12 protein-coding genes are annotated in these 24,715 nt (G+C 71.2%); 3 read left to right on the top strand and 9 right to left on the bottom strand.

Going from position 1 to position 24,715, the window contains the following annotated elements:
- Nucleotides 1-5: 5 nt before the first annotated feature.
- Entirely contained in the window at nt 6-4,586 is a 4,581-nt protein-coding gene (locus K8640_RS34915; protein ID WP_223751031.1) for a type I polyketide synthase, read from the bottom strand.
- 7 nt (nt 4,587-4,593) lie between these two features.
- Nucleotides 4,594-11,058, bottom strand: a complete 6,465-nt coding sequence (locus tag K8640_RS34920; RefSeq protein WP_223751032.1) for a MupA/Atu3671 family FMN-dependent luciferase-like monooxygenase — start codon at nt 11,056-11,058, stop codon at nt 4,594-4,596.
- A gap of 378 nt (nt 11,059-11,436) precedes the next feature.
- On the opposite strand from K8640_RS34920, the gene K8640_RS34925 reads away from it, so the two are divergent.
- Nucleotides 11,437-12,786: a cytochrome P450 gene (locus K8640_RS34925; RefSeq protein ID WP_223751033.1), complete on the top strand. Its 1,350-nt coding sequence runs from the start codon at nt 11,437-11,439 to the stop codon at nt 12,784-12,786.
- Nucleotides 12,787-12,814: 28 nt separating this feature from the next.
- Here K8640_RS34925 and hppD read toward each other — a convergent pair whose 3' ends face one another.
- Nucleotides 12,815-13,888, bottom strand: a complete 1,074-nt coding sequence (gene hppD / locus K8640_RS34930; protein WP_223751034.1) for a 4-hydroxyphenylpyruvate dioxygenase — start codon at nt 13,886-13,888, stop codon at nt 12,815-12,817.
- Nucleotides 13,889-14,046: 158 nt separating this feature from the next.
- Nucleotides 14,047-15,687: a cyclic peptide export ABC transporter gene (locus K8640_RS34935; protein ID WP_141322873.1), complete on the bottom strand. Its 1,641-nt coding sequence runs from the start codon at nt 15,685-15,687 to the stop codon at nt 14,047-14,049.
- Between the two features lie 164 nt (nt 15,688-15,851).
- Here K8640_RS34935 and K8640_RS34940 point away from each other — a divergent pair, with 164 nt between their 5' ends.
- Nucleotides 15,852-16,868, top strand: coding sequence for a DUF4105 domain-containing protein (locus K8640_RS34940; RefSeq protein ID WP_223751036.1), 1,017 nt, complete (start codon nt 15,852-15,854; stop codon nt 16,866-16,868).
- Here the strand turns inward: K8640_RS34940 and K8640_RS34945 are convergent.
- The 3 genes from K8640_RS34945 to K8640_RS34955 form a co-directional block, all read right to left on the bottom strand.
- Nucleotides 16,857-17,606, bottom strand: a complete 750-nt coding sequence (locus K8640_RS34945; RefSeq protein WP_223751037.1) for a hypothetical protein — start codon at nt 17,604-17,606, stop codon at nt 16,857-16,859. The genes K8640_RS34940 and K8640_RS34945 overlap by 12 nt on opposite strands.
- Nucleotides 17,607-17,688: 82 nt before the next feature.
- Complete coding sequence (locus K8640_RS34950; protein WP_223751038.1) at nt 17,689-18,645, bottom strand: ketopantoate reductase family protein; 957 nt, start codon at nt 18,643-18,645, stop codon at nt 17,689-17,691.
- Nucleotides 18,646-18,701: 56 nt separating this feature from the next.
- Nucleotides 18,702-20,009 carry a styrene monooxygenase/indole monooxygenase family protein gene (locus tag K8640_RS34955; RefSeq protein ID WP_223751039.1) on the bottom strand — a complete coding sequence of 436 codons (1,308 nt, stop codon included), beginning with the start codon at nt 20,007-20,009 and terminating at the stop codon, nt 18,702-18,704.
- 240 nt (nt 20,010-20,249) lie between these two features.
- On the opposite strand from K8640_RS34955, the gene K8640_RS34960 reads away from it, so the two are divergent.
- Nucleotides 20,250-21,260, top strand: coding sequence for a nucleoside 2-deoxyribosyltransferase (locus tag K8640_RS34960; protein WP_223751040.1), 1,011 nt, complete (start codon nt 20,250-20,252; stop codon nt 21,258-21,260).
- Nucleotide 21,261: 1 nt separating this feature from the next.
- Here K8640_RS34960 and K8640_RS34965 read toward each other — a convergent pair whose 3' ends face one another.
- Together K8640_RS34965 and K8640_RS34970 are read right to left on the bottom strand one after the other, a co-directional pair.
- Complete coding sequence (locus K8640_RS34965; protein WP_223751041.1) at nt 21,262-22,362, bottom strand: D-TA family PLP-dependent enzyme; 1,101 nt, start codon at nt 22,360-22,362, stop codon at nt 21,262-21,264.
- A 123-nt stretch (nt 22,363-22,485) separates the two neighbouring features.
- Nucleotides 22,486-24,663, bottom strand: coding sequence for a prolyl oligopeptidase family protein (locus K8640_RS34970; RefSeq protein ID WP_141322867.1), 2,178 nt, complete (start codon nt 24,661-24,663; stop codon nt 22,486-22,488).
- Between the last annotated feature and the right edge of the window lie 52 nt (nt 24,664-24,715).

Genomic DNA, 24,715 nt, shown 5'->3' on the forward strand with positions numbered 1-24,715 from the left:
CTCCTTCACTCACGGCGGCTGCGCCGCTCGCGTCGCGCGGCTCCACGGTTCTGACTCGACTCGAACCCGGGCGGGTCCGAAGGGGCGCCGAGCGCTCCCAGCTTCTTCGCCAGCGCGGCCACCGTGGGCGCCTCGAAGACGGAGGTGAGGGGAACCTCGCGCCCCAGCTCCCGCTTCAGCCGTCCGACGATCTTGAGCCACAGGAGCGAGTTGCCGCCCAGGTCGAAGAAGTTGTCATGGATGCCCAGCCGCGACAGCCCGAGCTGCTCCTGCCACACCTTCGTCAGGGCCAGCTCCAGGTCGCCGGTGGGCGCCACGTACTCGGTGCCCAGCTGCGGCCGCTCGTGCGTCGCGCCGCCCGAGGTGTCCTGGTTCTTCTGCCCACCCTCACGCTTCAACCAGCGCGCCACGCGCGCCTCCAGGTCTCCGGTGGAGACCACCACCTGCCCGCCCAGAGAGGACTCCGCGACGCGGCGGAAGGCCTCCACGGCCTCGTCCTCCGTCATGGCGAATGCGTCCAGGCTCGTCTTCGTCTCACGGGACTCCTCGTCCACCGAGGGCCACCCATCCCAGTTCGTGCTCACCCAGCGCGTCAGCCCCTGCTTCGAGCGCGAGGTCGCGAACGCGTCGAGAAAGGCATTCGCCGCGCCGTACGCCGCGAGCCCCAGGCCCCCGAGCACCGAGGCGTTGGACGACACCAGCATCACGAAGTCGAGCTCACGGCCCGCCAGCGCCAGCTCCAGCGCGTACGTGCCCTGCACCTTCGCGCGGAAGTGGGGCTCGCACGCGGCGGCATCCAATCCGGAGAGCAGCGCCACGGCGCCTTCGCCCGCGAGGCCCGCGGCGTGGATGACGCCGTGCACCTCGCCGAACTGCATCGCCCCCTGGGTGATGGCGACGCTGAGCAGCATGTCATCCGCCACGTCCGCGCGAGCCAGCAGCACCTCGGCGCCCGCCGCCTCCAGCTCCCTCACCGCGTGGCGCTTGTGGCCGCCGCGGTCCATCTCCAGACCCCACCGGCTCACGAGCACGAGCCGCGCCTGATGCTGGCGCGCCAGGTAGCGGGCGATCATCAGGCCAACGCCGCCCAGGCCGCCGGTGATGACGTAGACGCCCCGGTGACGGAAGGGCCGCGCGGGCTGGGTGTCCGCCTCCAGCCGCACCGGCTCATGCGTCTGCACCAGCCGAGTCGTCCCGCGCCAGGCGACGACGGGCTCGCGAGCCTCCGTGGCCGTGCTCGTCACCTCCTGCAGCAGCGCCCGTGTGTCGAGCGCCACCGGGCCACGGCCCAGGTCCACGTAGCGGCAGGAGAGGAAGTCGTGCTCCTGCGGGATGACCTTGCACAGGGCCGGAAGCGTGGCGCGCTCGGGGGCGACTTCATCCGAGCTCTCCACGTCGAGCGCCTGACGACCGACGACCGTCAGCTCCACGGGGCCGGGGAGCTCCGCCTCCGTGAGCGCCCGCGTCAGGCGGAGGAGCGGATGGAACCCTCGCGCCTGGGCCTGCTCGAAGCGCTCGTTGCCGAAGGCGTCCTGCTCGCCCTCGCGAGAATCCAGGCTCCACAGGTGGACGATGTTCTCCACCTTGAAGTCCTTCGACTTCAGCGCGAGCAGCAGGAAGCCCGGCTCGTCGGCATCCGCCGGGTCCAGGCTGAAGTGGTTCTCGCCCAGCTCCTCGAGCCTCGCGCCCGGAGTCACCCGCGCGACGCGATGTCCCTGCTCCTCCATCGCCATCGCCAGGGCCGAGCCCACGCCGGTGGAGTCCAGGAACACGACCCAGTCCTTCGGCGTGACGGCCCCGGCGCGCGGCGGCGCCAGCGGGGCGCGCTTCCAGGACGGCAGATAGAACCAGTTGGAGACATCCGCGCTCTTGTTCGCCGCGGACCGCCGACGCGCGGAAGGGGCCTGGGGCGCGAGCCAGTAGTCCTGTCCCTCGAAGGGGTACGTCGGCAGCGGGACGCGCAGCCGCCGCGCCTTGCCGCGCACGGCCGACCAGTTCACCTCGACGCCCGCGGCCCAGAGTCGCCCGAGCGTCGCGGTGAGGTGCTCCTCGTCCGCCACCGGGTCCTGCGGATGGCGCAGGGACGAGAGCACCGCCGGCGCGGAGGGGCCGTTGACCTGGAGCCGCGCGAGCGTGCTGAGCGTCCGGCCCGGACCGACCTCCAGGTAGACGCGCGCGGGGTCCTTGGCCAGCTCGCGGATTCCGTCGCCGAAGCGCACCGTCTGCCGCAGATGCTTCACCCAGTACGACGGGTCCAGCGCGTCATCCAGGTCGATCCACGTGCCGGTGAGGTTCGACAGGAACAGCACGTTCGTCGGCGGGTTGAGCTTGATGGTGCGGATGAAGTCGCTGAAGCGGTCGAGGATCGGGTTCACCACGTACGAGTGCGCGGCGACGTCGATGGGGATGTGACGGAACTCCACCTCGCGGCGGGTCAGCTCCGTGGCCAGGGCTTCCACGGCCTCCACCGTGCCCGCGACCACGCACTGCGCGGGGCCATTCACCGCCGCCAGGGACAGCGTCTCCCCGAGCAGAGGACGGACCTCCGACTCGGGCAGCGGCACGCTGAGCATGCCGCCACCGGGCAGCTCCTCGAAGAGCTTGCCGCGCATCACGACCAGCGCGAGCGCGTCCTCGAGCGAGAAGATTCCCGCCAGGTGCGCCGCCATGTACTCACCCAGGCTGTGGCCGATGACCGCTTCCGGCTTCACACCCCAGGACTCCCACAGCTTCACCGTCGCGTACTCGATGGTGAACAGCGCCGGCAGCGCCAGGGAGGTGCGCTTGAGGCGCTGGCCCGCGCTCTCCGCCGAGGCCGCGTCCGGGTACATCACGGGCTTCAGGTCGAAGCCCAGCTTGGGCCGCAAGAGCTTGCAGCAGTGGTCCACCGCCTCGCGGAACGCGGGCTCGGCGTCGTAGAGGCCACGGCCCATGTCCGGGTACTGCGCGCCGCCCCCGGGGAACATGAAGACCAGCGACACCGACGTCGTGCCGGGCGAGTGCGTGAAGAACCGCTGTGGATCCCGCGTCTCCAGGACCCGCACCGCGTCCTCCCGGTCCTTGCACACGATGACCCGGCGCAGTTCCAGGGCCTTGCGGCCGGTCTGCAGCGTCCACGCCACGTCCGCGAGCTGCTGCTCGGGATGCGCCTTCAGGTGGGCGAGCAGCGCCGAGGTCTGGGCCTCCAGCGCCGTCTGCGTCCGCGCGGAGAGCACGAGCGACTGCCAGGCGCGAGAAGCGTCGCCCGGCTGGGTGAACGGCGGCTCCTCCACGATGAGGTGCGCGTTGGTGCCGCCGATGCCGAACGAGCTCACCCCGGCGCGGCGCGGCGTCGGCCCCTCGGGCCACGGCGTGAGCTTCGTGTTGACGTAGAAGGGGCTGTTCGCGAAGTCGATGCGCGGATTGGGCTTCTCGTAGTGGAGGCTCGCGGGCAGCTCCGCGTGCTCCAGCGCGAGCACCGTCTTCACCAGGCCCGTCACGCCGGCCGCCGCGTCCAGGTGTCCGACGTTCGTCTTCACCGAGCCGAGCCCGCAGAAGCCGCGCTTGTCGGTGCTCCGGCGGAACACCATGTCGAGCGCCTGCACCTCGATGGGGTCGCCCAGCGGCGTGGCCGTGCCGTGCGCCTCCACGTAGGTGATGGAGTCCGCCGGCGTCTCCGCGAGGCTCTGCGCCCGGGCGATGACCTCCGCCTGTCCGCTCAAGCCCGGAGCGGTGAAGCCGACCTTGAGGGCTCCGTCGTTGTTGATGGCCGAGCCACGGATGACGGCGTGGATGGTGTCGCCGTCCGCCAGCGCGTCCGCCAGGCGCTTGAGGACCACCACGCCCGCGCCGCTGCCGAACAGGGTGCCCTGGCCCCGCTCGTCGAACGCGCGGCAGTGCCCGTCCGGAGAGGTGATGCCGCCTTCCTGATAGTGGTAGCCCGTGCGCTGCGGCATGTGCACGGAGACGCCGCCGGCCACGGCCATGTCGCACTGGTAGCCGAGCAGCGACTGGCAGGCCAGGTGCGTGGCCACCAGCGATGTGGAGCAGCCCGTCTGCACCGTCAGCGCCGGGCCGCGCAGGTCCAGGTGGTAGGCGACGCGCGTGGCGAGGAAGTCCTTGTCGTTGGCCACCATGGCCGGGAAGGTGTCTTCGGCCCGTTGGAACTCCTCGCGCGACAGCAGGTTGAAGAGCAGGTAGCTGCTGAGGCTCGAGCCCGCGAAGACGCCCGTGGAGGTGCCCGGGAGCCGTCCCGTGGAGTAGCCGGCGTGCTCCATCGCCGTCCACACGCACTCGAGGAAGACGCGGTGCTGCGGGTCCAGCAGCTCCGCTTCCCGAGGGGCGTAGCCGAAGAGGCCCGCATCGAAGCGGCCCGGGCGCTCCAGCACGGCCCCGGCGCGCACGAAGTTCGGGTTGGCCAGGAACGACGGGTCGACCCCGAGGGACTTCAGCGCGTCGTCGGAGAAGAGGGTGATGCCCTCCACTCCGTCGCGCAGCATCCGCCAGAACGCGTCCACGTCCGCGGCGCCGGGCACACGCACGGCCATGCCGACGATGGCCACCGCCAGCCCCGAGTCACCCTCGTACACCTTGTGACGACGACCCATGACGGACCTATCCCTGTTTCCTTGCCCGTTGCTGCTGTCGCTTCAGGCTCTCGAGCTGGCGTTTCGCGCGGTCCTGCGCCGTCTCCACCGGATTGGCCTGCGGCGTGGTGGCGCCCTGGCGCAGGTGACGCGCGAGCGCGCTGACGGTGGGGTATTCCAGCAGCTTCAGCAGCGGCAGCTCCCCACCGAGCACCGCCCTGAGCCGCGCGTGGACCTGGACCATGAGCAGTGAGTGCCCACCCAGGTCGAAGAAGTTGTCGTTCACGCCGACCTGCTCGACCTTGAGCACCTGCTTCCAGATGTCGGCGATCTGCTGCTCGAGCTGACCCTGCGGCGCCACGAAGGCCGCGCGTGAGCTCCGCGTCGCGCTGGGGGCGGGCAGGGCCTTGCGGTCCACCTTGCCGTTGGGCGTGAGCGGCAGCGCCGGCAGGTCCACCACCACGGAGGGCACCATGTGCTCGGGCAGCTTCTGCGCCACCGCGTCGCGCAGCGCCGTCGCGTCCACCGTCTGCCCGTCGCGCGCCACCACGTAGGCCACCAGCCGCACGTCGCCCGGTGAGTCCTCGCGGGCCACGACGACCGCCTCGCGCACCTCGGGGCGTGCGCTGAGCACCGCCTCGATTTCACCCGCCTCGATGCGGAAGCCGCGCACCTTGAGCTGGTGGTCCACGCGGCCCAGGAACTCCACCGTGCCGTCGTCGCGCCAGCGGGCCCGGTCTCCGGTGCGGTACAGCCGGGCGCCCGGCTCGGAGGAGAACAGGTCCGGCACGAAGCGCTCGGCCGTCAGCTCCGGACGCGACAGGTAGCCGCGCACCACGCCCGCGCCGCCGATGTAGAGCTCGCCCGGCACGCCCACGGGCACGGGCCGCAGCCGCGCGTCGAGCAGATAGAAGCGGGTCCGGAGGAACGGCGTGCCGATGGACACCACCGGCCCCGACTCGCCGCGCACGTCGTGCGTGGAGGACCAGATGGTCGTCTCCGTGGGGCCGTACATGTTGAGCAGCCGCGCGTCCTCGGGGAGCACCTGTCGCAGCGACGTCGCCAGGGAGGAGGGGAGGGCCTCGCCGCCCACCATCCACCGCTTCAGGCCACGCAGGGCCTCGGTGGACTCGGAGTCCGCGAGGAGGGCGCGCGCCAGCGAGGGCGTGCACTGCAGATGCGTCACGGCGTGCTCACGCAGGTTGAGCGGGATGGAGCGCGCGGTGCGCTGGCGCGCGCCGTCACGGTCCGCCTGGCACTTCACCTCGTGCAGCAGCGGCAGGCTGGCCAGCACGGTGTCCGCGGGGATGCCGAAGTCGATGAGGCAGCCCACCTCGTCCACGCCCAGGGCGCGCAGCTGCTCCATCCGCTCGCGCACGGAGCGCGGCGTGCCGAACAGTCCGCTCGTCTCGAAGTAGCGCTCGAAGGCCTGCGCGGCCAGCCGGTCCAGGTCCGCCTCGGTGGCGGTGTCCAGGTCCACGCCCAGCGTGCGGCCGAGTCCGCGCATCAGGTCCGCGGAGCTGCGCAGGTAGTTCCGGAAGGGCTTCTCCACCACCGAGCGCACCGTCGCGGCGTCCTCACCGATGAACGTGTGCAGCATCAACGTGACGTGTCCGTCGCCCGCGTGTCCCGCCGCGCGCCAGGCCTCACGGTAGAGGGCCAGCTTCTTCTCCAGGTCCTCCCACGTCTGCCCCAGCAGGTGGGTGAGGACGTTGCAGCCCAGGCGCCCCGCGGTGACGAACGTGTCGGGGTTGCCCGCCGCCGTGAGCCACACCGGCAGCTCCTGCTGCACCGGCCGCGGCCGCAGGGTGACGTCCACCTGGGCACCCGCGCCGCCCGGGAAGCGCAGCGTGTCGCCGCGCCACAGGCGGCGCACCGTGTCCAGCCCCTCCAGCATCAGCTCGCGGCGCTGCTCGTAGCGCTCGGGCGCGAAGACGAAGTCGTTCGCGTGCCAGCCGGAGGCGACGGAGATGCCCACGCGGCCTCGCGACAGGTTGTCCACCAGCGCCCACTCCTCCGCGACGCGCACCGGGTGGTGCAGCGGCAGCACCACGCTGCCCGCGCGGATGGCCACGCGCTCCGTCACCGCGGCGATTGCCGCGCCCGCCACGGACGGGCTGGGATACAGCCCACCGAAGGCATGGAAGTGACGCTCCGGCGTCCACACCGCCGCGAAGCCGTGACGGTCCGCGAACTTCGCGCCCTCCAGCAGCAGCTTGTAACGGTCGCCGGCCGAGGCCTCCGCGTCGTCCGCGAAGTAGAAGAGGCTCATCTGCATCGGCGTGGCACGCGCGGCCGAGGCCCGGGCCGGCGCCTTGATGGACGCGCCCTCGCCCTGGACCACCACCTTGAAGCCGCGCGTGAGCGTCCACAGCAGCTCCAACACGGAGATGTCGAAGGAGATGCTCGTCACGGCCAGCCACGTGCCCGAGGGCGGATGGCCGATGCGCGTGTCCATGGCCGAGAAGAAGTTGGCCACCCCTCCGTGCGGCACCATGACGCCCTTGGGGCGGCCCGTGGAGCCGGACGTGTAGATGACATACGCCAGGTGCCCCGCGCCCGTGGTCGACGGCGGAGGCGTGTCCCGCTGCGTGCCCTCCGTCAGGGACAGGTCCTCCAACGCGACGACGCGCGCGCTGCCCGTGGGGATGGCGCCGCGCAGGTGCGTCTGCGTGAGCAACACCGGCGCGCCCGAGTCCTCCAGCATGTACGCCAGTCGCTCGCGGGGATACTCGGGGTCCAACGGCACGTATGCGCCGCCGGCCTTGAGCACCCCCAGCATCGCCACCACCATGGCGGCCGAGCGCTCCACGCACAGCCCCACGCGCGTCTCGGTGCCGACGCCCTGGGCGCGCAGGTGCCACGCCAGCGCGTTGGAGCGCGCGTCCAGCTCCGCGTACGTCAGCGTCGCGTCGTCACCTGCCACCGCCACCGCGTCGGGAGTCCTGGCCACCTGCGCCCGGAACTGCGCGTGGATGGAGGTGTGCTCGGTGCTCGCGGGCGTGAGGTCGTTCCAGTCCACCAGCAGCTGTCGCGACTCGTCCGCGCCGAGCAGCGGCAGGTCGTCCACCCGCGTCTCCACGGTGTCGACGACCGCGCGCAGCAGCGTCTCCAGCTGTCGGGCCAGCCGCGCCACGGTGGCGGGGGTGAACAAGTCGGTGCGGTACTCGAGCGCGCCGGTGAGGCCGTCCGCGCCCTCCGCGAGCGAGAGCTGGAGGTCGAACTTCGACGTGCCCTCCACCGCGCCATCCGGCACCGGCAGCACCGGACGCCACTGCATGCCGGGCACCGACAGGTTCGTCGGGGGCAGCGCCTCCAGCAGCAGGGCCGTCTGGAACAGCGGATTGTCCGCGCCGCCCCTCGGCGCACGGGCCGCGCCCACGACTTCCTCGAAGGGGAGGTCCGCGTGCGCCAGCGCCTCGTGGAACGTCTGCCGCGTGCGGGAGAGCAGCTCGCGGAAGCTCGGCGTGCCGGAGAGGTTCGCGCGCAGCACCAGCGTGTGCGCGAAGAAGCCCACCACGCCGCGCAGCTCCGGACGCTCGCGGTTCGCCACCACGGTGCCCACGGCGAAGTCGGCCTGTCCGCTGTAGCGGTGCAGCAGCGCCGTCCACGCGGCCGTCAGCGTGACGAAGAGCGTGCAGCCCTCGCGACGCCCCAGCGCGCGCAGGGATTCGACGAGCGAGCGCTCCAGCGCGAGGTGATGCAGCGCGCCCTGGAACCCGGGCTCGCGCGGACGCGGGAAGTCGGTGGGCAGCTCCAGCCTTGGCAGCCCCGCAAGCTGCTTGCCCCAGTATGCGCGCTGCGCGTCGAGCAGCGGCCCCAGGCCCTGCTGCCACCGGGCGAAGTCCGTGTACTGGAGCTTCACGGCGGGCAGCTCGGTGGCCGCGCCCGTCACCTGCGCGCGGTACAGCGCCGCCAGCTCATGCGCGAGCACGCCGATGGACCAGCCGTCGGTGGCGATGTGGTGCTGCGTCATCAGCAGCACATGCTCGTGTTCGCCCAGCGTCACCAGGGACGCGCGCACCGTGGGGCCCTCGGCCAGCCGGAAGGGCTCACGCGCCTGCTCCAGCGACAGACGGCGCAGCTCCGCGTCACGCGCCTCGGACGCGATGGAGCGCAGGTCCACGACGGGGAACGACAGCTTCACGCTGGCGCGCACCAGCAGCCGGGGCTGTCCGTCGACCTCCGGGAACGCCGCGCCCAGCACGGGGTGACGCTCGACGAGCGCATCCAGGCTCCGCGCCAGGGCCCCGGTGTCCAGCGCACCGGTGAGCCGGAGCTGGAAGTGGAGGTTGTACAGCGCGCTGTCGGGGACCAGGCGGTCCAGGAACCACAGGCGGAGCTGACCGGAGGAGAGGGGATGCTCGCCCTCGCGAGGTCCCGCGCTCAGCGGCGGCGCCACCAGCGAGTGCTCGGGCCGGACGCCACGCCACGCCTCCAGGAGCCGCAGGGCCGCGGCCTCCAGCGTGGGGCTCACCCAGAGGAATGCAGCGGGCAGCGCCACGCCCAGCTCCGACTCCAGCTGGCCGTGCACCTCCAGCACCATCAGCGAGTCGAGCCCCAGGCCCGCGAGCTCCGTGTCGCCCGGGAGCGTCGAGGCATCCAGCCGCAGCGCGCGCGCCACGGCCCGGCGCAGGAAGTCCTCCACCAGCGCGAGCCGCTGGCCGTCCTCCGCCGTGGCCAGCTGCTCCTTGAGCGGGATGGCGGACTCGGGGACGCTCGGCGAGGGCTCCGCGGCGGCGACCGAGGCCTCGACGATTTCGAGCTCACCTGCGAGCCAGGCCGCCTTCGTGGCGCGGCGCTGAATCTTCCCGCTCGACGTCTTCGGGATGCTGCGCGCCTGGAGCAGGACGACGGCGTGCGCGTGGACGGCATGCTGCTCCGCCAGCGCCTTGCGCACGGCGGCCACGACGACGCCCGCGTCGAAGCCGTCGCGCACGTCGACCTCGGCCGCGACCACCAGCCGCTCCTCGCCCTCCACCTCCACGCTGAAGGCGGCGCAGCAGCCCGCGCGGATGGCGCGATGCGCGCGCTCGGTCTCCAGCTCCAGGTCCTGGGGATACAGGTTGCGGCCGCGGATGATGAGCAGGTCCTTCAGCCGGCCGGTGACGAACAGCTGCCCCGCCTCCGACAGGAAGGCCAGGTCACCGGTGCGCAGGAACGGCCCCTCGCCCGACGCGAGCCGCGCGTCGAACGCGTGCGCGGTCTCCTCGGGACGCTCCCAGTAGCCCGTCGCCACGCTGGGGCCGCGCACCCAGACCTCGCCCACCTGGTTCGCGCCGAGCCGCTCGCGCGTCTCCGGCTGGACGATGAGCACCTCCTGGTCCACCGCGCTCACGCCCGAGCCCACCAGCGTCCGCGCCCGCGTGTCTCCGCTCTCCGGCGCCGCCGCGCGACCCTGCTCCAGCGCGTCCGCGGAGAAGTCGCCGTGGACGAACGCCTCGCCCTGCGTGCCGCCGGTGACGATGAGCGTGGCCTCCGCCAGACCGTAACAGGGGTAGAATGCCGTGCGCTTGAAACCACAAGGCGCGAAGGCTTCCGCGAAGCGCTCCAATGTCTCTCGCCGCACCGGCTCCGCGCCGTTGAACGCCAGCTCCCAGCTGCCCAGCTTCAGCTTCGCGCGGTCCTCGTCGGTGGCCTTCCGGACGCACAGGTCGTACGCGAAGTTGGGCCCGCCGCTGCACGTCGCCTGGAAGTGGGAGATGGCCTCCAGCCAGCGCAGCGGACGCTGGAGGAACGAGATGGGCGACATCAGCGTGCACGGGAAGCCCAGGTACAGCGGCTGGAGCACCTTCCCGATGAGCCCCATGTCGTGAAACATGGGCAGCCACCCCATCCCCGACGAGCGCGACGCCTCCAGCCCGAAGCCCCGGGTGATGAGCGCCTCGTTGTGCAGGATGTTGGCGTGGCTGACCATCACCCCCTTGGGGTTGCCCGTCGAGCCGGAGGTGTACTGGAGGAACGCCGTCGTGCCGCCCGTCAGCTCCGGCCGCCGCCAGTCCGCCGCCATCGACTCCGGCACCGCGTCGCTGGCCAGCCACTGCAGCGCGGCGAGCTCCGGCGCCTGCGGCTTGAACAGCTCCGACATCTCCAGGATGAAGCTCGTGGTGAGCACGTAGCGCGCGCCACAGTCCTGCGCGATGGCCCGCAGGCGGGGCAGGGTGCGCTCCAGCCGCGTCGGGTCCGGCGGATAGCACGGCACCGCGACGACGCCCGCGTACAGGCAGCCCATGAAGCCCGCCACGAACTCCATCCCCGGCGGATACAGCAGGAGCGCACGGTCTCCCGGTGAGCCCGAGGCCCGCAGCAGCGCGCCCAGCGCCCGCGCTCGCGCGTCCAGCCGGGCGTAGCTCCACTCCTCCACCGGGCCGTCCACGTCTCCCGTTTCGAGAAAGCGATACAGCAGCGCGTCGCCCTGGGTGCCCGCCCGATGGCACAGCAGGTCCACGAGGTGGTGGAAGTCCCCCGCGGACGTCTCATGGTGCTGTTTCATGCGTGCTCCCCGGCGGACGACTCGCGATGGTGGTACCGCGGGCCCGGGCGTGGCCGTCCCGGTACCGCTTCACGTCCTGGTGGCTGGTGGGGGTCTGGCGTCTAACAGCGACGACACGAAACGCCGCGGCGCCTCAGGGGGGACGCTGTCCCGATCCGCCCCTGGCTCTGCCGCGAGTGGCCCGCTACCGCACGCCGGCACGGCACCGTCGTCCGGAGCCGTGAGTGAGGAAAATTAGGTCGAAGGTGAAGCATGCCCTCTGCCTTCATCCCTTGTTTTATCTGGAATGTCTAGTCAGCCACGAACCGCTCTAACTCCTTGGTTTGTCAGGGGGTCAGGCTCTTCTGATAAACTGGAGAACTTCGCTCGCGAGACCTCATGGCATCGCCTCAAGCACCTTCGTCCGCCCCCGGCCCCCGGGGTCTTCCCGTCTGGCTCAATGTCCTGCGTCAGGAGCACGACCCGCTGGGTTACTTCACCCAGGGTTTCCGCAAGTATGGGGACGTGGTCCGCTTCGACACGGGCGCCTCGGCGACCTACATGGTGAGTCATCCGGATCAGATCCGGTACTTCCTCACCGAGAACGCGCCCAACTACTCGAAGCAGGAGCTGTCCGAGGACCCCTTCCTGGGCAACGGGCTGTTCGTGAGCGAGGGGAACTACTGGCGGCGCCAGCGCCGGCTCGTCCAGCCCTCGTTCCACCGGGACCGCCTGGCGGGCCTGCTGGCGGGCATGGTGGACCTGGTCCAGCGGACGCTCACCGCGTGGGAGGCGGACGCCACCGCGCGGCCGTTCGACATGGCCGCGGAGATGGGGAGCCTGTCGCTGCGGATGACCACGCGCGCGCTGTACTCGGAGGAGCCGGACGCGGCGGCGGCGGCGGCCGTCGGGCGGATGATGTGGATCATGAACGACCGGGGGACGTTCATGTCGCGGCTGCTGCGGCTGGAGCGGCTGCCCATCTACAAGAAGAAGTGGGCGGACTTCTTCGGCACCCTCCGGATGCTCAACGTCAAGGCGAAGGAGGTCATCGCCCAGCGCAAGGCCGGCGGCCCCCAGGACGACATCATGGCGATGCTGGTGGCGGCGAAGGACCGCGACACCGGCGAGTCGATGACGGACAAGGAGCTGCGTGACGAGTTCATGAACCTGTTCTCCGGCCACGAGGGGCCGGGTGTGGCGCTCTCCTGGGCCTGGCACCTCCTGTCGCGGCACCCGGACATCGAGGCACGCCTCGCGTCGGAGTGCGCCGCGGTGCTCGGTGGCCGCGCCCCGACGCTCGAGGACCTGCCCCGGCTCCGCTACGCGACGCAGGTGTTCGAGGAGACCCTCCGCCTGTATCCCCCCGCGTGGCGGCTGCTTCGCACGGCGAAGGACGCGGACACGCTGGGGGGTTACACCGTGGAGCCGGGCGCGTCCGTGCTCGCCGTGCCCTACGTCTTCCACCGGCATCCGGAGTTCTGGCCGCGTCCGGACGTGTTCGACCCGGAGCGCTTCACGCCGGAGCAGAAGGCCGCGCGGCACAAGTTCGCCTACCTGCCGTTCGGCGCGGGCCAGCACATCTGCATCGGCAACAACCTGGCGCTGATGTTTGGCGCGCTGGTGCTGGCCATGGTCTCCCAGCGCTACCGCTTCCACGCCATCCCTGGCCGGCGCGTGGACATCTACCCGGGCATCGCCCTGTTGCCCAAGGGCGGCATGCCCATGCGTCCGGAGCGGCGCGGCTGAAGCGCCTCGAAGCAACGCCGCGCGCGGCTCAACCCACGGCGCGCGTGGCGTCCTGCTCCTTGGCGGCGTAGAGCGCCTGGATGTTGGCGCCGCCGAAGCCGCGCGCCTGGTGGCGCTGGATGACCTCGAAGAACAGCGTGCGCCGCGCGTGCTGCGAGCGGGTGAAGACCTGGAGCAGCACCCCCCACGCATCGCGGTCCATCAGGATGTTGCGCGACTGGAGCTGCTCACGGGGGAAAGGCCCCAGCGAGCCGAGCCGCGCCTCCAGCGCCTCGTAGTAGCCCCGAGGCGCGTCGAGCAGGCCCACGCCGCGCTGCCCCAGCGAGTCCACCGCGCGGACGATGTCGTCCGCCAGGAAGGCCAGGTGCTGCACCCCCGCGCCACCGTGGGCGTCCACGAAGTCCTCCAGCTGTCCCCGACGCGTGCCGGAGACGGGCTCCTGCAGCGGGAAGCAGATGCGTCCGCCCGCCGCCTGCACCACGCGCGAGCTCATGCCGCTGTACTCGGTGCGCACGTCCTCCTGGTGGGTCTCTTCGAAGCCGAGCACGTCCACGTAGAAGGCCACCGTGTCCAGCAGCGTGCCCGCCCGCAGCGCGAAGGCGAGGTGGTCCACGTCGCGAAACAGTGACGCGCCTCCGGACGGCCCCGTGTCCACGGGCAGGTAGACGCCCGGAAGGAACGCGCCCCCGGGCGTGTCCCGCTGGATGAGTGAGTGCACCCAGCCTCCGGGCCCGGCGAGCGTGGCCTTCACCACGCGCTGGCCTGCCGCCTCGAAGACCGCGGGCCGTGCCACCGGACGCGCGCCCCGGCGCACCGCCTGGTCGAACGCGGCGACGACGTCGGGCGTGCCCAGCGCGATGTCCCGCACGCTGTCACCGTGTGCACGGACATACTCCGCGACCTCACCTTCGGCACCCAGCGCCGAGGTGACGACGAGCCGGGCTGCGCCTTGCTCCAACACGAAGGAGCGCTGTCCCGCGAGCCCCGACTCCGGCCCGCCGCTCGCCACCATCCGGAAGCCCAGCGCATGGCAGAAGTAGTAGGCGGAGAGGACCGCGTCGCCCACATACAGCTCCGCATGCTCCACGTTCGTGAGCACCACTCGCAGAACCTCGATTCAGGGGACCTGAGTGAACCGCGCTCAGTCCGGTGCACGTGCCAGGCGGTCACTCCGTTACAAAAACCATTATCACGGATTGCCACTGAAAGCGTGACACTCAGGTATCCGAGTGATGTGTCGGAGTCTGTATCACCCTGTCTTCATGCGGGCACGGCCGCCACCAGGGGCGTGGAGGAGGGCACGAGCTGCCCGGCCTCGAGCTTGAGCACCCGGTCCGCCAGGTGGAAGTAGCGGTCATCGTGGCTGATGACGAAGACGAGCTTGCCCTGGTCCCTGAGCGCCGGGAGCATCTCGCGGTAGAAGAGCTCGCGGAACACCGGGTCCTGGTCCGCGGCCCACTCGTCGAAGACGTAGATGGGGCGGTCCTCCAGGAACGAGGTGAGCAGGGCCAGGCGCTTGCGCTGCCCCTGGGACAGCGCCACGGTGGACAGCTTGCCGTCCTCCACCCGGACCTTCTTCTCGAGCTGCAGGCGGGTGAGGTACTGGCGGGCCTTGTCCTCCATGCCAGGGTGGTCCAGGCCGAGCATCCGCTCGAAGAGGTGGAAGTCGAAGAAGACGGCGGAGAACAGCTGACGGTAGGCGCGCCGGGTGGCGGCGGTGACGGGGACGCCGTCCACGCGCAGCTCGCCCTGCTCGGGGGCGTAGAGGCCCGTGAACAGCTTGGCCAGCGTCGTCTTGCCGCTGCCGTTGCCACCCACCAGGAACACCAGCTCCCCGCGCCGCAGCGTCGCGTCGATGGGGCCCAGCGTGAAGCTGGCGCCGTCCAGCTCCCGCCGGTAGGTGTGGCCGAGGCCGACCAGCTCGATGCGCTGGAAGTCGCGCGGCATGCCGTCGTCGGACGCGGAGGGCTCCGGGTCCTCCAGCGACAGGCCCAGCTTCTCCAGCTTCTTCATCGCCACGTGGCTGCGCGACAGGTTGGGCCACTGGTTCATCAGCCCGTCGAGCGGCTGCTGCAGGTACAGCACCACCAGCGCGTACGCCGCCAGCGTGGACATCTCCACGTCCTGGAAGCGCGGCACGCCGAAGAGGATGAAGCCGATGACGGCCATCACCATGAAGCCGCCCCAGCTGCCGGTGATGATGAAGAGCTTGCTCGTCGTCAGGGAGATGCGTGAGACCTCCTCCGCCGTCGGCTTCAAGTCCCGGTTGAAGAAGTCCTCGCTGCGCGCGTGGTGGAGCTGCAGCTCCTTCGAGCCGTCGATGAGCGTGCGAAAGCCGCTGTACATCGCGTCATGGGTTTCACGCCGCTTGAAGAACTGCGCGTAGGCATAGCGGTTGGGCAGCGCCACGCTCGCCATCACCACCGCGATGACGCCCAGGATGAGCCCCAGGAGGGGACCGGACAGCCACGCCAGATACACGAGACAGCCGACCAGCGTCGCCAGACAGATGATGACCCCGGGGATGACGGCGATGGTGCTGTTGATGACGCTGATGTCCTCGGTCAGCGCGGCGAGCAGCTTGTGCGGCCCGGCCTCCTCCAGCTTGCGCAGGGGCGCCTCGAGGATGCGTCGACACAGCGACAGCCGCAGGTCCAGCAGCGCCTCCTGCTGCATGGAAGCCAGCTGGAGCTGGGAGATGATTCGCAGCACCAGCACGGCCACCGCCAGCCCCACGAAGACGGGCATCAGCGGCATCGCGTCCGCCACCGTCCGGGACGTCAGGGCCTGATTCATCGCCGCGACGAGCGCCGCGCTACAGGCTCCCGTGAGGATGCCCAGCAACGCGGCGAGGATGATGGGCAGCTTCGACTTCTTGAAGAGCAGGGCGAGCAATGACACGACGGCTCCAGGAGACCCGGAGGGCTCTGATAACCGAGCCCTCCCGGCTCTCATATGTCATCGCCGCGCGAAGTGATACCCGGGGGCAGGCGGCTTCTCCGGAGAACCGGGCGGGCCCGACGGGCGGGGTGGCGGTGGACGGCGGGGCAAGGAATACTGGGGACATGCGATTCTCCTCGGGGGCTTCCAATGTCATCACCGGGCTCATCGTCCTGGGCGGCACCGGCTGGGCCGCGCTCGCGCTCGCGCTGACGGGAGCGGGGCCGGAGGGGCCGCACTGGGTGCGGGCCCTGGGCGCGCTGCTGGTGGCGGGGCTGGCCGTCTTCGTCTGGAAGAAGGGCTCGAAGCTGGGCGCGGTGGGCGTGGTGGTGGCGGCGGGCGCGGGCCTGCACTTCTGGGCCTTCTCCCACGCGCCGTCCAACCAGCGGGAATGGGCGCCGGACCTGGCGCGGATGGCCCGGGCCGATGTGGAAGGCTCGCGCGTGACGATTCACGACGTGCGCGACTTCCGCTACCGCAGCACGACGGACTGGGATGCCTCCTGGTACACGGCCACCTACGACGCGAAGGAGCTGACGGGGGCCTGGTTCATCGTCGAGCCGTTCTCCGGCTTCTACGGCGCCGCGCACACCATGGTGAGCTTCGGCTTCTCGGACGGGCGCTACGTCGTCTTCTCCGTGGAGGTGCGCCGCGAGAAGGGCGAGACGTTCTCCGCCGTGGGCGGGCTGTTCCGCCAGTTCGAGCTGGTCTACGTGGTGGGTGACGAACGGGACTTGGTCCAGCTGCGCGCAAACCACCGCCGCGACGACGTGTATCTCTACCCGGTGAACGCGTCGAAGGAGCGCATCTCCGACTTCTTCCTGGACATGGTGGCGCGGATGAACGCGCTGCACGAGCACCCGGAGTTCTACAACTCCGTCTACAACAACTGCACCACCAACCTGGTGCGTCACTTCGAGAAGGTGAGCGCGCTGAAGGTGCCGTACGACCACCGCACGCTCCTGCCGGCCTTCTCCGACGAGCTCGCGTACGAGCTGGACCTCATCGACCGCGACGCGCCCCTGGCGGACGTGCGCGCCCGGCACCTCATCAACGCGCGTGCCCTGGAGGCCGCGGGGCAGGCCGACTTCTCGCAGCGCATCCGCGAGGGCGCGGCCCGCGCGACGACCTCAAGCCCCTGAGGCGGCCTTCATCTCCGGGGGTGGGGCGGGCGTCGTCAGGTGGCGCGCGTAGTGCGCCTCCAGCGTCGTGAAGTAGCCGCGCTCCTCCCAGAGGAGGGCGAGCAGGCGCTCCGACAGCGACTTCACCTCGGTGCCCTCGCCGGGCTCCGGCGTGCGGGGACCGACGTTGCCCGGGTTCCGGAACACGCGCGTGGCCTCGGCCATCAGCACGCGGCTGCTCGCGAAGAGCCGGCGCAGGGCCTGGTTGATGGGCCGGGCGTCCACCTCCGCGCAGGCCGCGACGATGGCCGCGTGCACCGCCGCGGGCTTGTCGCCCTGCAGGCTCAGCGCGTCCAGGTCGCCTCGCTCCAGCGCGTGGTGCAGCAGGTAGCCGTGGTGCAGGGACACCGAGGCCACGTCCACGCAGTCCTTCACCCACAACACGAAGAAGACCTTGCGGAACACCTTCTTCACCGGCAGCAGCATCAACCCCTTGAGGTAGCTGGCCAGCCGTCCGCCCAAGGTCCTCCCCAGGCTGGAGCCCGCCAGCGCCTCCACCGCCTGGGTCGAGGCGCGCAGGCCGCGCTCCTCCAGGAGCGAGCGCACCAGCTGCTCGCGCACCTGGTAGAGCGCGTAGTCATCCAGGAACGGCACCGGGATGAGGGGCGTGAGCCCCGCGGCGACGGCGTGGAGCGCCACGCGCCCCAGGGGGGCGGACGACGGGGCACCGGGCGGTAGACGGGGGTTCGGCTCGCTCATCGCTCTCCTCTATGCGCGAAAGGGCGAATCATTGCATCCGGACCGGACCGCGCGCCTGCTCGCCCGGGGGGCTGCCGGGACGTCACTTCTGGCGCGCGCCCTTCGCGTGCGGCAGCAGCACGGAGTACAGCGTGCTCATCACGGGCGTGGGGACGCCGAGCGCGTGGCCGCGCCGCGCCACCGTGCCCTGGAGGTACTCGACCTCCAGCGGCTTGCCCGCGTCGAAGTCCACCATCATCGAGGGGCGCACCTCCGCGGGGACGCCGTCCATGTAGTTCATCACGTCGTCCGCCCGCGTGGTGGTGGTGACACCCTCGGCGGCGGCGACCCGGAGCACCTCGGCCGCGGCCTCCCGGAACGTCTCCCGGAAGAAGGGGCCTTCCCGCAGCGGCCCCACCGGGGTCCTCGCGGCGGTGCAGAAGCCCGCCATGGGGGCCAGGAAGGCGAGCTTCTCCCACAGCGGAGCGCGGACGTCCGCCACCGCCTCCGCGTTGAGCCCCGCCTGCGCGAGCACGTCCCGCACGACCTGCACCCGCCGCGAGACGCGCGAGGTGTCACCGAAGGCCTCGCCCAGCACGATGCGGTGCTGCGTGCCCGTCTGCTTGATGACGCCCGGCTCGCTGATGGCGGTGGAGATGTACGTGGTGCCGCCGATGACCGCCGCCTCGCCCACGGCCGCGGCGACCTCGGACGGACTGTCCACGCCGTTCTGCAGCGTGACGACCCCCGCGGTGGCGCCGCCCAGCGCGGGCTCCCTGGACGCGGCCAGCAGCGTCTTCACCTGGGGAAGCACGCTGGCGACGTCGTAGTTCTTCACGCCCAGGATGACGACGTCCACGGGGCCCAGCAGGGCGGCGTCCTCCTCGGCGCGCACGGGGACGGTGAAGTCGCCCTCCGGGCTGAGGATGGTGAGGCCCTTCTTCCGCAGGGCGGCCAGGTGCGCACCCCTGGCGAGGAAGCCCACCTCATGACCCGCGCGAACCAACCGCGCGCCGTAGTAGCCGCCCACTCCTCCCGAACCGACGATGGCGAATCGCATGGTCCGGGAGGATAGCGAAGGCTCGCGCCCGCGCCACGACGCTTTCTGGGCGCCGGTCAGCCCGCGAGCGGCCGGATGCGCGTGCCGGTGTCCCAGCCCAGCACGCCCGTGGCCGCCAGCACCTCCGCGCTCGGGCGGCTCGCGTTCATCACGAACTCCGCGGTGGCCTCGGGAGAGGCGCACGCGCCCAGGATGCGCTCGGGAATCATGAACGCGCTGACGATGGCGTCCGCCACCCGGCTGTCGCGGCTGCCCGCCACCAGCAGGTCGATGACGTGCGCGGGAGGCGGCTCGAGCAGCGCGTTGGTCCACGTGGTGGCCGGCGCCACGGCGGCCCACATCCGGGCCTCGGTGTCGCGGCAGAACGTCTCGTCGAAGGGGCGCTCCGACAACAGCGTGTCGTGGATGGCCACCGCCAGCGTGAAGGCGGACGCGGACGCCGCGTTGGCGCCCTGGCCCGCGATGGGGTCGTTCGTCACGTGCGTGTCGCCCACCGCCATCGCATAGCGCCCCTCGCCCAGCTCGGCCCACGCGCGGCGCACCGTCGGCGCGAAGCCGCCCTGCAGGAAGTCCAGCGGACCGCGCACGCCGAACTCCGTCGGGTCGATGCGCTCGTACGTCGCGGGCGCGAAGCGGCGGAAGATGTCCAGCAGGCCCGCGTCGAACGCGGCCGGGTCGTCGTCCCGCTTGCGGGAGATCAGCGCCGCCAGCTCCGTGCCGGGGAGCGCCTCGATGAGCGTGCTGGGCACGCGGCCCTGGCGGGTGATCATCTGCGACTCGAAGACCTCGCCCTGGCCGGGCACCAGGTTGACGTGCATGCCGAGCGGCTCCGGCATGCGCAGGCCCTTGAGGATGGCCGCGAACAACACCCGCGGAGGCTTGGTGTGCGGGGACAGCTCCGGCACGCGCGGGAACAGCGCGTTGAGGCCGTTGCGGCCGGTGGCCACCACCATCAGCGTGTGACGGCGCGACAGCGCCTCCAGCTCCCTGGCGTCCACCGGGCGGACCTCCAGGTGGCCCCCGCGCTCCACGAAGGCCTCGGCCAGGCGCGGCTGGTACAGCCGGTAGTCCACGCACAGGCTGGGCTCGCCCACCCGTCCCCTCAGGCTGATGAGCTCCGGCCCGTGGACGTGGATGGCGCAGCGGTTCATCGCCAGCTCCGGCGCGCCCCAGAAGTCCACCCACAGCTCCCGCTCGCGCGTCCGCGTGGGCGCGTGGTGCGTCACCGTGTTCATCAGGCGACCCGAGCGCAGCGCGTCCGGCTCCTGCTCCGCGTAGATGCTGACCGGGATGCCCTGCGAGAGAAGCTTCAGACCCAGGTGCAGACCGGCAGTGCCGGCGCCGACGATACCGATGCTCGCCATCTGTCTCTCCTTCACTTTTCCCGAGCCGGAAGCTTCGAGGTCGGGAAGGCCCCCCCAGGGGATGTGGGGTTCCCCGGGTGTTCCGGGGTGTGCAGGGCTCCATATCACAATGCGAATGGAGTTCTTCAGATTGGACATACCCAGAGTCTTAGAGCCAAGGGGGTCTGGGGGGCCCCGTTCGCGAATGGACCGTTGGGTCGGACCTTGGGCCAACCCGTCCGGAGCCCTACAGTCCGAGGGATGAGCGCGGCTCTCGACGTGGTGCTGGAAGTGGGGGACGTCACCGAGGCGACCGCCGACGTCGTCTTGTTCAAGTTTGCACAGAAGCTGTACGGCGCGGCCGGGAAGGCGGTGCGTCTGCTGGAGGTGGTGGGGGTGCCACCGACGCAGGTGTCGGTGCTGCCCGGGGAGCACCGCTTCGTGGAGACGCACGGCGCGCTGGGCTCACCGTTGGCGCTCTTCGTGGGCACGGTGCGGCTGGGCGAGTTCGGCTACCACGAGATCCGCCAGTTCGCGCTGCGCGCGCTCAAGGCGATGGAGTCCAGGCCCGGGCTCAAGCACGTGGCGAGCACGGTGCACGGGCCCAACTACGGGCTGGACGAGGACGAGGCGGTGCTCGCCTTCGTGGGCGGGCTCATCGAGGCGTTCCAGCGGGGCTCGGGGCCCAAGGAGCTGGAGCGCTTCACGGTGGTGGAGGTGGACGAGCGGCGCGCGCTGCGGCTGCGCAGGGCGCTGGAGCGCGGGCTGGGGGGCACGCCCGGCGTGGAGCCCCTGCCCGGCGGTGGTTTCCGCGTGCGCCGCGAGCGCGGCTTCGTGCAGGCGCCTTCCATGGCGAGCGCGGGCACGGTGTCCAGCGCGAAGCCCCACGCCTTCGTGGCGATGCCCTTCACGCCGGAGCTGGAGGACACGTTCCACTACGGCATCCAGGGGCCGGTGAAGGCCGCGGGCATGCTGTGCGAGCGCGTGGACCAGGACGTGTTCGACGGGCCCATCATCCAGCGCATCAAGGAGCGCATCGACACGGCGAAGGTCGTCATCGCGGACCTGTCGCTGGCCAACCCCAACGTGTACCTGGAGGTCGGCTACGCGTGGGGCAAGGGGCGGCCCACGCTGCTGCTGGTGCGCGACGTGCGCGAGCTGCGCTTCGACGTCGCGTCGTACCGCTGCATCGTCTACCGGAACATCCGCGAGCTGGAGACGCTGCTGACGCGGGAGCTGGAGCGGCTGGACGTCGTGCGCGTGCCGGGCTGATTCACCAGCCGCGCGCCGCGACCTCCCAGGTCTCCATCACGGTGTCCTTGCTGAGGACGTGCAGCCGCTCGTGCAGGTTGACGGCGGCGCAGACGTGGTTGGGCACCACGCGCACGCGCTCGCCCACGCGCGGCCGCCACGACGTGGACGAGACGTCGAGCAGGCCGTGCTCCTCGGAGACGCTGCGCACCACCAGCTCCGGCCTGTCCAGCAGCGCACCGTAGCCGCCCGAGGGCGCGAGGCCCTCCTCCTTGGCCAGGGCCTTGGAGCCCGCGTCGAGCACCACCTGGCCGGGCACGGCGGTGCTCACCACGGTGGCGAGCACCGAGAAGGCGCAGTCGCTCCAGGCGCACGCGCCCAGCGAGGCCGTGTTGCGGTCATTGAGCACGTTGATTCCGGGGCGTATCTCCGTCAGGCCCGGCACCTCGTGCGAGCGCCACAGCATGGGCGTCGAGCCGCCGCTCACCACCTCGGGCTCGAGCCCCTCGGCCCAGAGCGCGTCCAGGAAGGCGCCCAGTCGCGCGCGCTGGTCCGCGAGCGCCGCGTCCTGCTGCTCCACCGGTGCGCGCACCTGGCCCGGATAGAAGATGACGCCGCGATACGCCACGGACTTCGTCTCCGCCACCGCGCGCGCCAGCGCCACCGCGTCCGCCGGCGTCTGTACGCCCACCCGCCGCATTCCCAAGTCCAGCTCCACCAGCACGCCCACGGAGCGCCCGGCCTCTCGCGCCGCGCGGCCGAGCCCATCGAGCGCCTCGGCGGAGTCGAGCGCCACGGTGAGGCGCGTGCGCGAGGGCAGGGCCATCAGCCGCGACAGTCGCGCCGGGCCCACGGGTGGGTAGGCGAGCAGCACGTCGTCCGCGACGGTGGCCATGACCTCGGCCTCGCGCACGGTGGCCACCGTGGCGCCCACGGCCCCCGAGGCGAGCTGCAGCCGCGTGAGCTCCGCCGTCTTGTGGGTCTTCGTGTGCGGCCGCCAGTGGAGCTTGTGCTGGCGCGTGTAGTCCGCCACGCGGCGCAGGTTGGCTTCCACGCGGTCCAGGTCCACGAGGGCGGCGGGCGTGGTGAGGGCGTCGAGCGGGGTGGGGGACATGCCGCGCATGGTGGCACGCGTGCCCGTGGCCACTCCAGGCGACAGTGCACCCCGGACATGTCGAGGCCCGCGCACGTGTCCGGAAGAACAGTCCCGGACCCGCGGCGGGCCCTGTGCACGACGACGCTGTGACTACTGCGGCTTCGGCGCGGCCACCTTCTTCGCGGGCGGCAGGTACTTCACGCCCAGCTGGCTGAAGATGAACGAGTACGCGTCCACCTCCTCCTCGATGCGCGCGTTGAGCGGCGTGCCGGCGCCGTGGCCCGTCTCCGCGTCGGCGCGCAGGAGGATGGGGTTCTTCGTCGACGTGGCCGCCTGCATCCGCGCCACCATCTTGCGCGAGTGGAACGGGTCCACGCGCGGGTCATTGGCGCCGGAGGTGAAGAGCACGGACGGGTACTTCGCGCCGTCCTTCACGTTGTGCACGGGCGAGTAGGCCAAGAGCGCCTTGAACTGCTCGGGGTCCTTCACCGAGCCGTACTCGGTGACGTTGAACTGGCCGTTGGACGTGCGCTCCGAGCGGAGCATGTCGTAGAGGCCCACGCGGGCCACCACGGCGCCGTACGCCTCCGGGTGCTGCGTGACGACGGCGCCCATGAGCAGCCCGCCGTTGCTGCCTCCCTGGATGGCCAGCTTCCTGGGCTGCGTGTACTTCTGGTCCACCAGCAGCTTCGCGCACGCGTGGAAGTCGTCGAACACGTTCTGCTTCTTCGTCAGCGAGCCCTCGGCGTGCCACTTCTCGCCGAACTCCGAGCCGCCGCGCAGGTTGGCCACCGCGTAGACGCCGCCCTGCTCCAGCCACAGGCCCGCCAGCGCGTTGAAGCCCGGGGAGATGGAGATGTTGAAGCCGCCGTAGCCGGTGAGCAGCGTCGGGTTCTTCCCGTCCAGCTTCGTGCCCTTCTTCTTCAGGATGGAGAGCGGAACCTTGGTGCCGTCCTTGGACGTGGCCTCGGTGCGCACCACCTCCACGTCGCTCATGTCCAGCGGCGCCGTGCGCGCCAGCGCCGTCTTCGTCACCTGGCCGTCCTTGGCGGAGAAGCGGTACCAGGCCTGCGGCTGCACGAAGCTGACGTTGCTGAAGTACACGTCGTCACCGCCCGCGCTCACCAGGCCGCCGGTGGAGGACACGGGCGGCGTGGGCACCAGGCCCAGGTCCTTGCCCTTCAGGTCCACGATGCGGACCTGCGACGGGCCACCCAGCTGCTCGTTGATGTACAGGCGCGTCTTCGCGGGGAAGAAGCCCTGGATGCTGGCCTCGCCCTCGGGCACCAGCACCGTGGCCTTGTCCAGCGTCGGCGTGGCCAGGGGCAGGCGCAGCACCTTGCCGCGCGGCGCGTCCTGGCGGCTGAGCAGGTAGAGGGCACCGTCGTGGCCGAAGCGGCTGCGGATGACCTTGTCCGCGAACTTCGTCACCTGCGCCCACTTCCCGTCGGGGCCGTGCAGGTAGAGCATGTACTCGCCGCCGTCGCCGTTGGCGACCATGGCCGCGATGTGCTTGCCGTCCGGAGACGTCTCCAGCTCCGTCATGGCGATGCGCGGGAAGTCCTTGCCCAGCGCGTACGTGTCCTGCTCGGTGGGCGTGCCCAGCTTGTGGAAGTAGACCTGCTGGAAGAAGTCGCGGTCCGCGGCCGGACGCTCCTCGCCGCGCGGATAGCGCGTGTAGAAGAAGCCCGTCCCGTCCGCGTTCCACGCGAGCCCGCCGCCGGCCGTGCCGCCGTTGACGCGCGGCACCACCTCGTTGGGCAGCGGCTTGCCGGTGGCCACGTCATAGACGGAGACGTCGCCGCTCTCGGTGCCGTTCTTCGACAGCGACACCGCCAGCTTCTTGCCGTCCAGCGTGGGCTCGAAGAAGTCGATGGTGGTGTGGCCCTTGGGGTCCAGCACCATCGGGTCCAGGAGCACGCGCTCCTTGGACGGGTCCTCCACCGAGCCGAGCACCGCCAGGTACGGCTGCTGGCGCGGCGGCTGGAACTTGATGACGAAGAGCGTGCCGCCCGCCTCGGTCAGCGCGCCGTAGCCCGGGGACTTCCACCCGAGCAGCTCGGAGATGCGCTGGCGCAGCGGCTCACGGCCGGGCAGCTTGTCGAGGATGGCGCGCGTGTGGGCGTTCTGCGCGTCGTTCCACTGCTTCACCTTCGCGTCGTCGGTGGCCTCCAGCCACTGGTACGGGTCCTTGACCTCCGTGCCGTGGTAGGTGTCGACGACGTCCTTCTTCTCCGTGGCGGGCGGCTTGGAGGGGCCCTTGGCCGCGGCCAGGGACGCCAGGGGCAGCATCAGCGCCGCCGCGGCCATCGCGGTTCTCAGCTTCATGTTCACACCTCGGAAGGGGGATTTGGCGGGCCGCAGCCTGCCATGTCCTCCC

The organism is Myxococcus sp. XM-1-1-1 (genome assembly GCF_020037095.1).
Lineage (GTDB): Bacteria > Myxococcota > Myxococcia > Myxococcales > Myxococcaceae > Myxococcus > Myxococcus fulvus.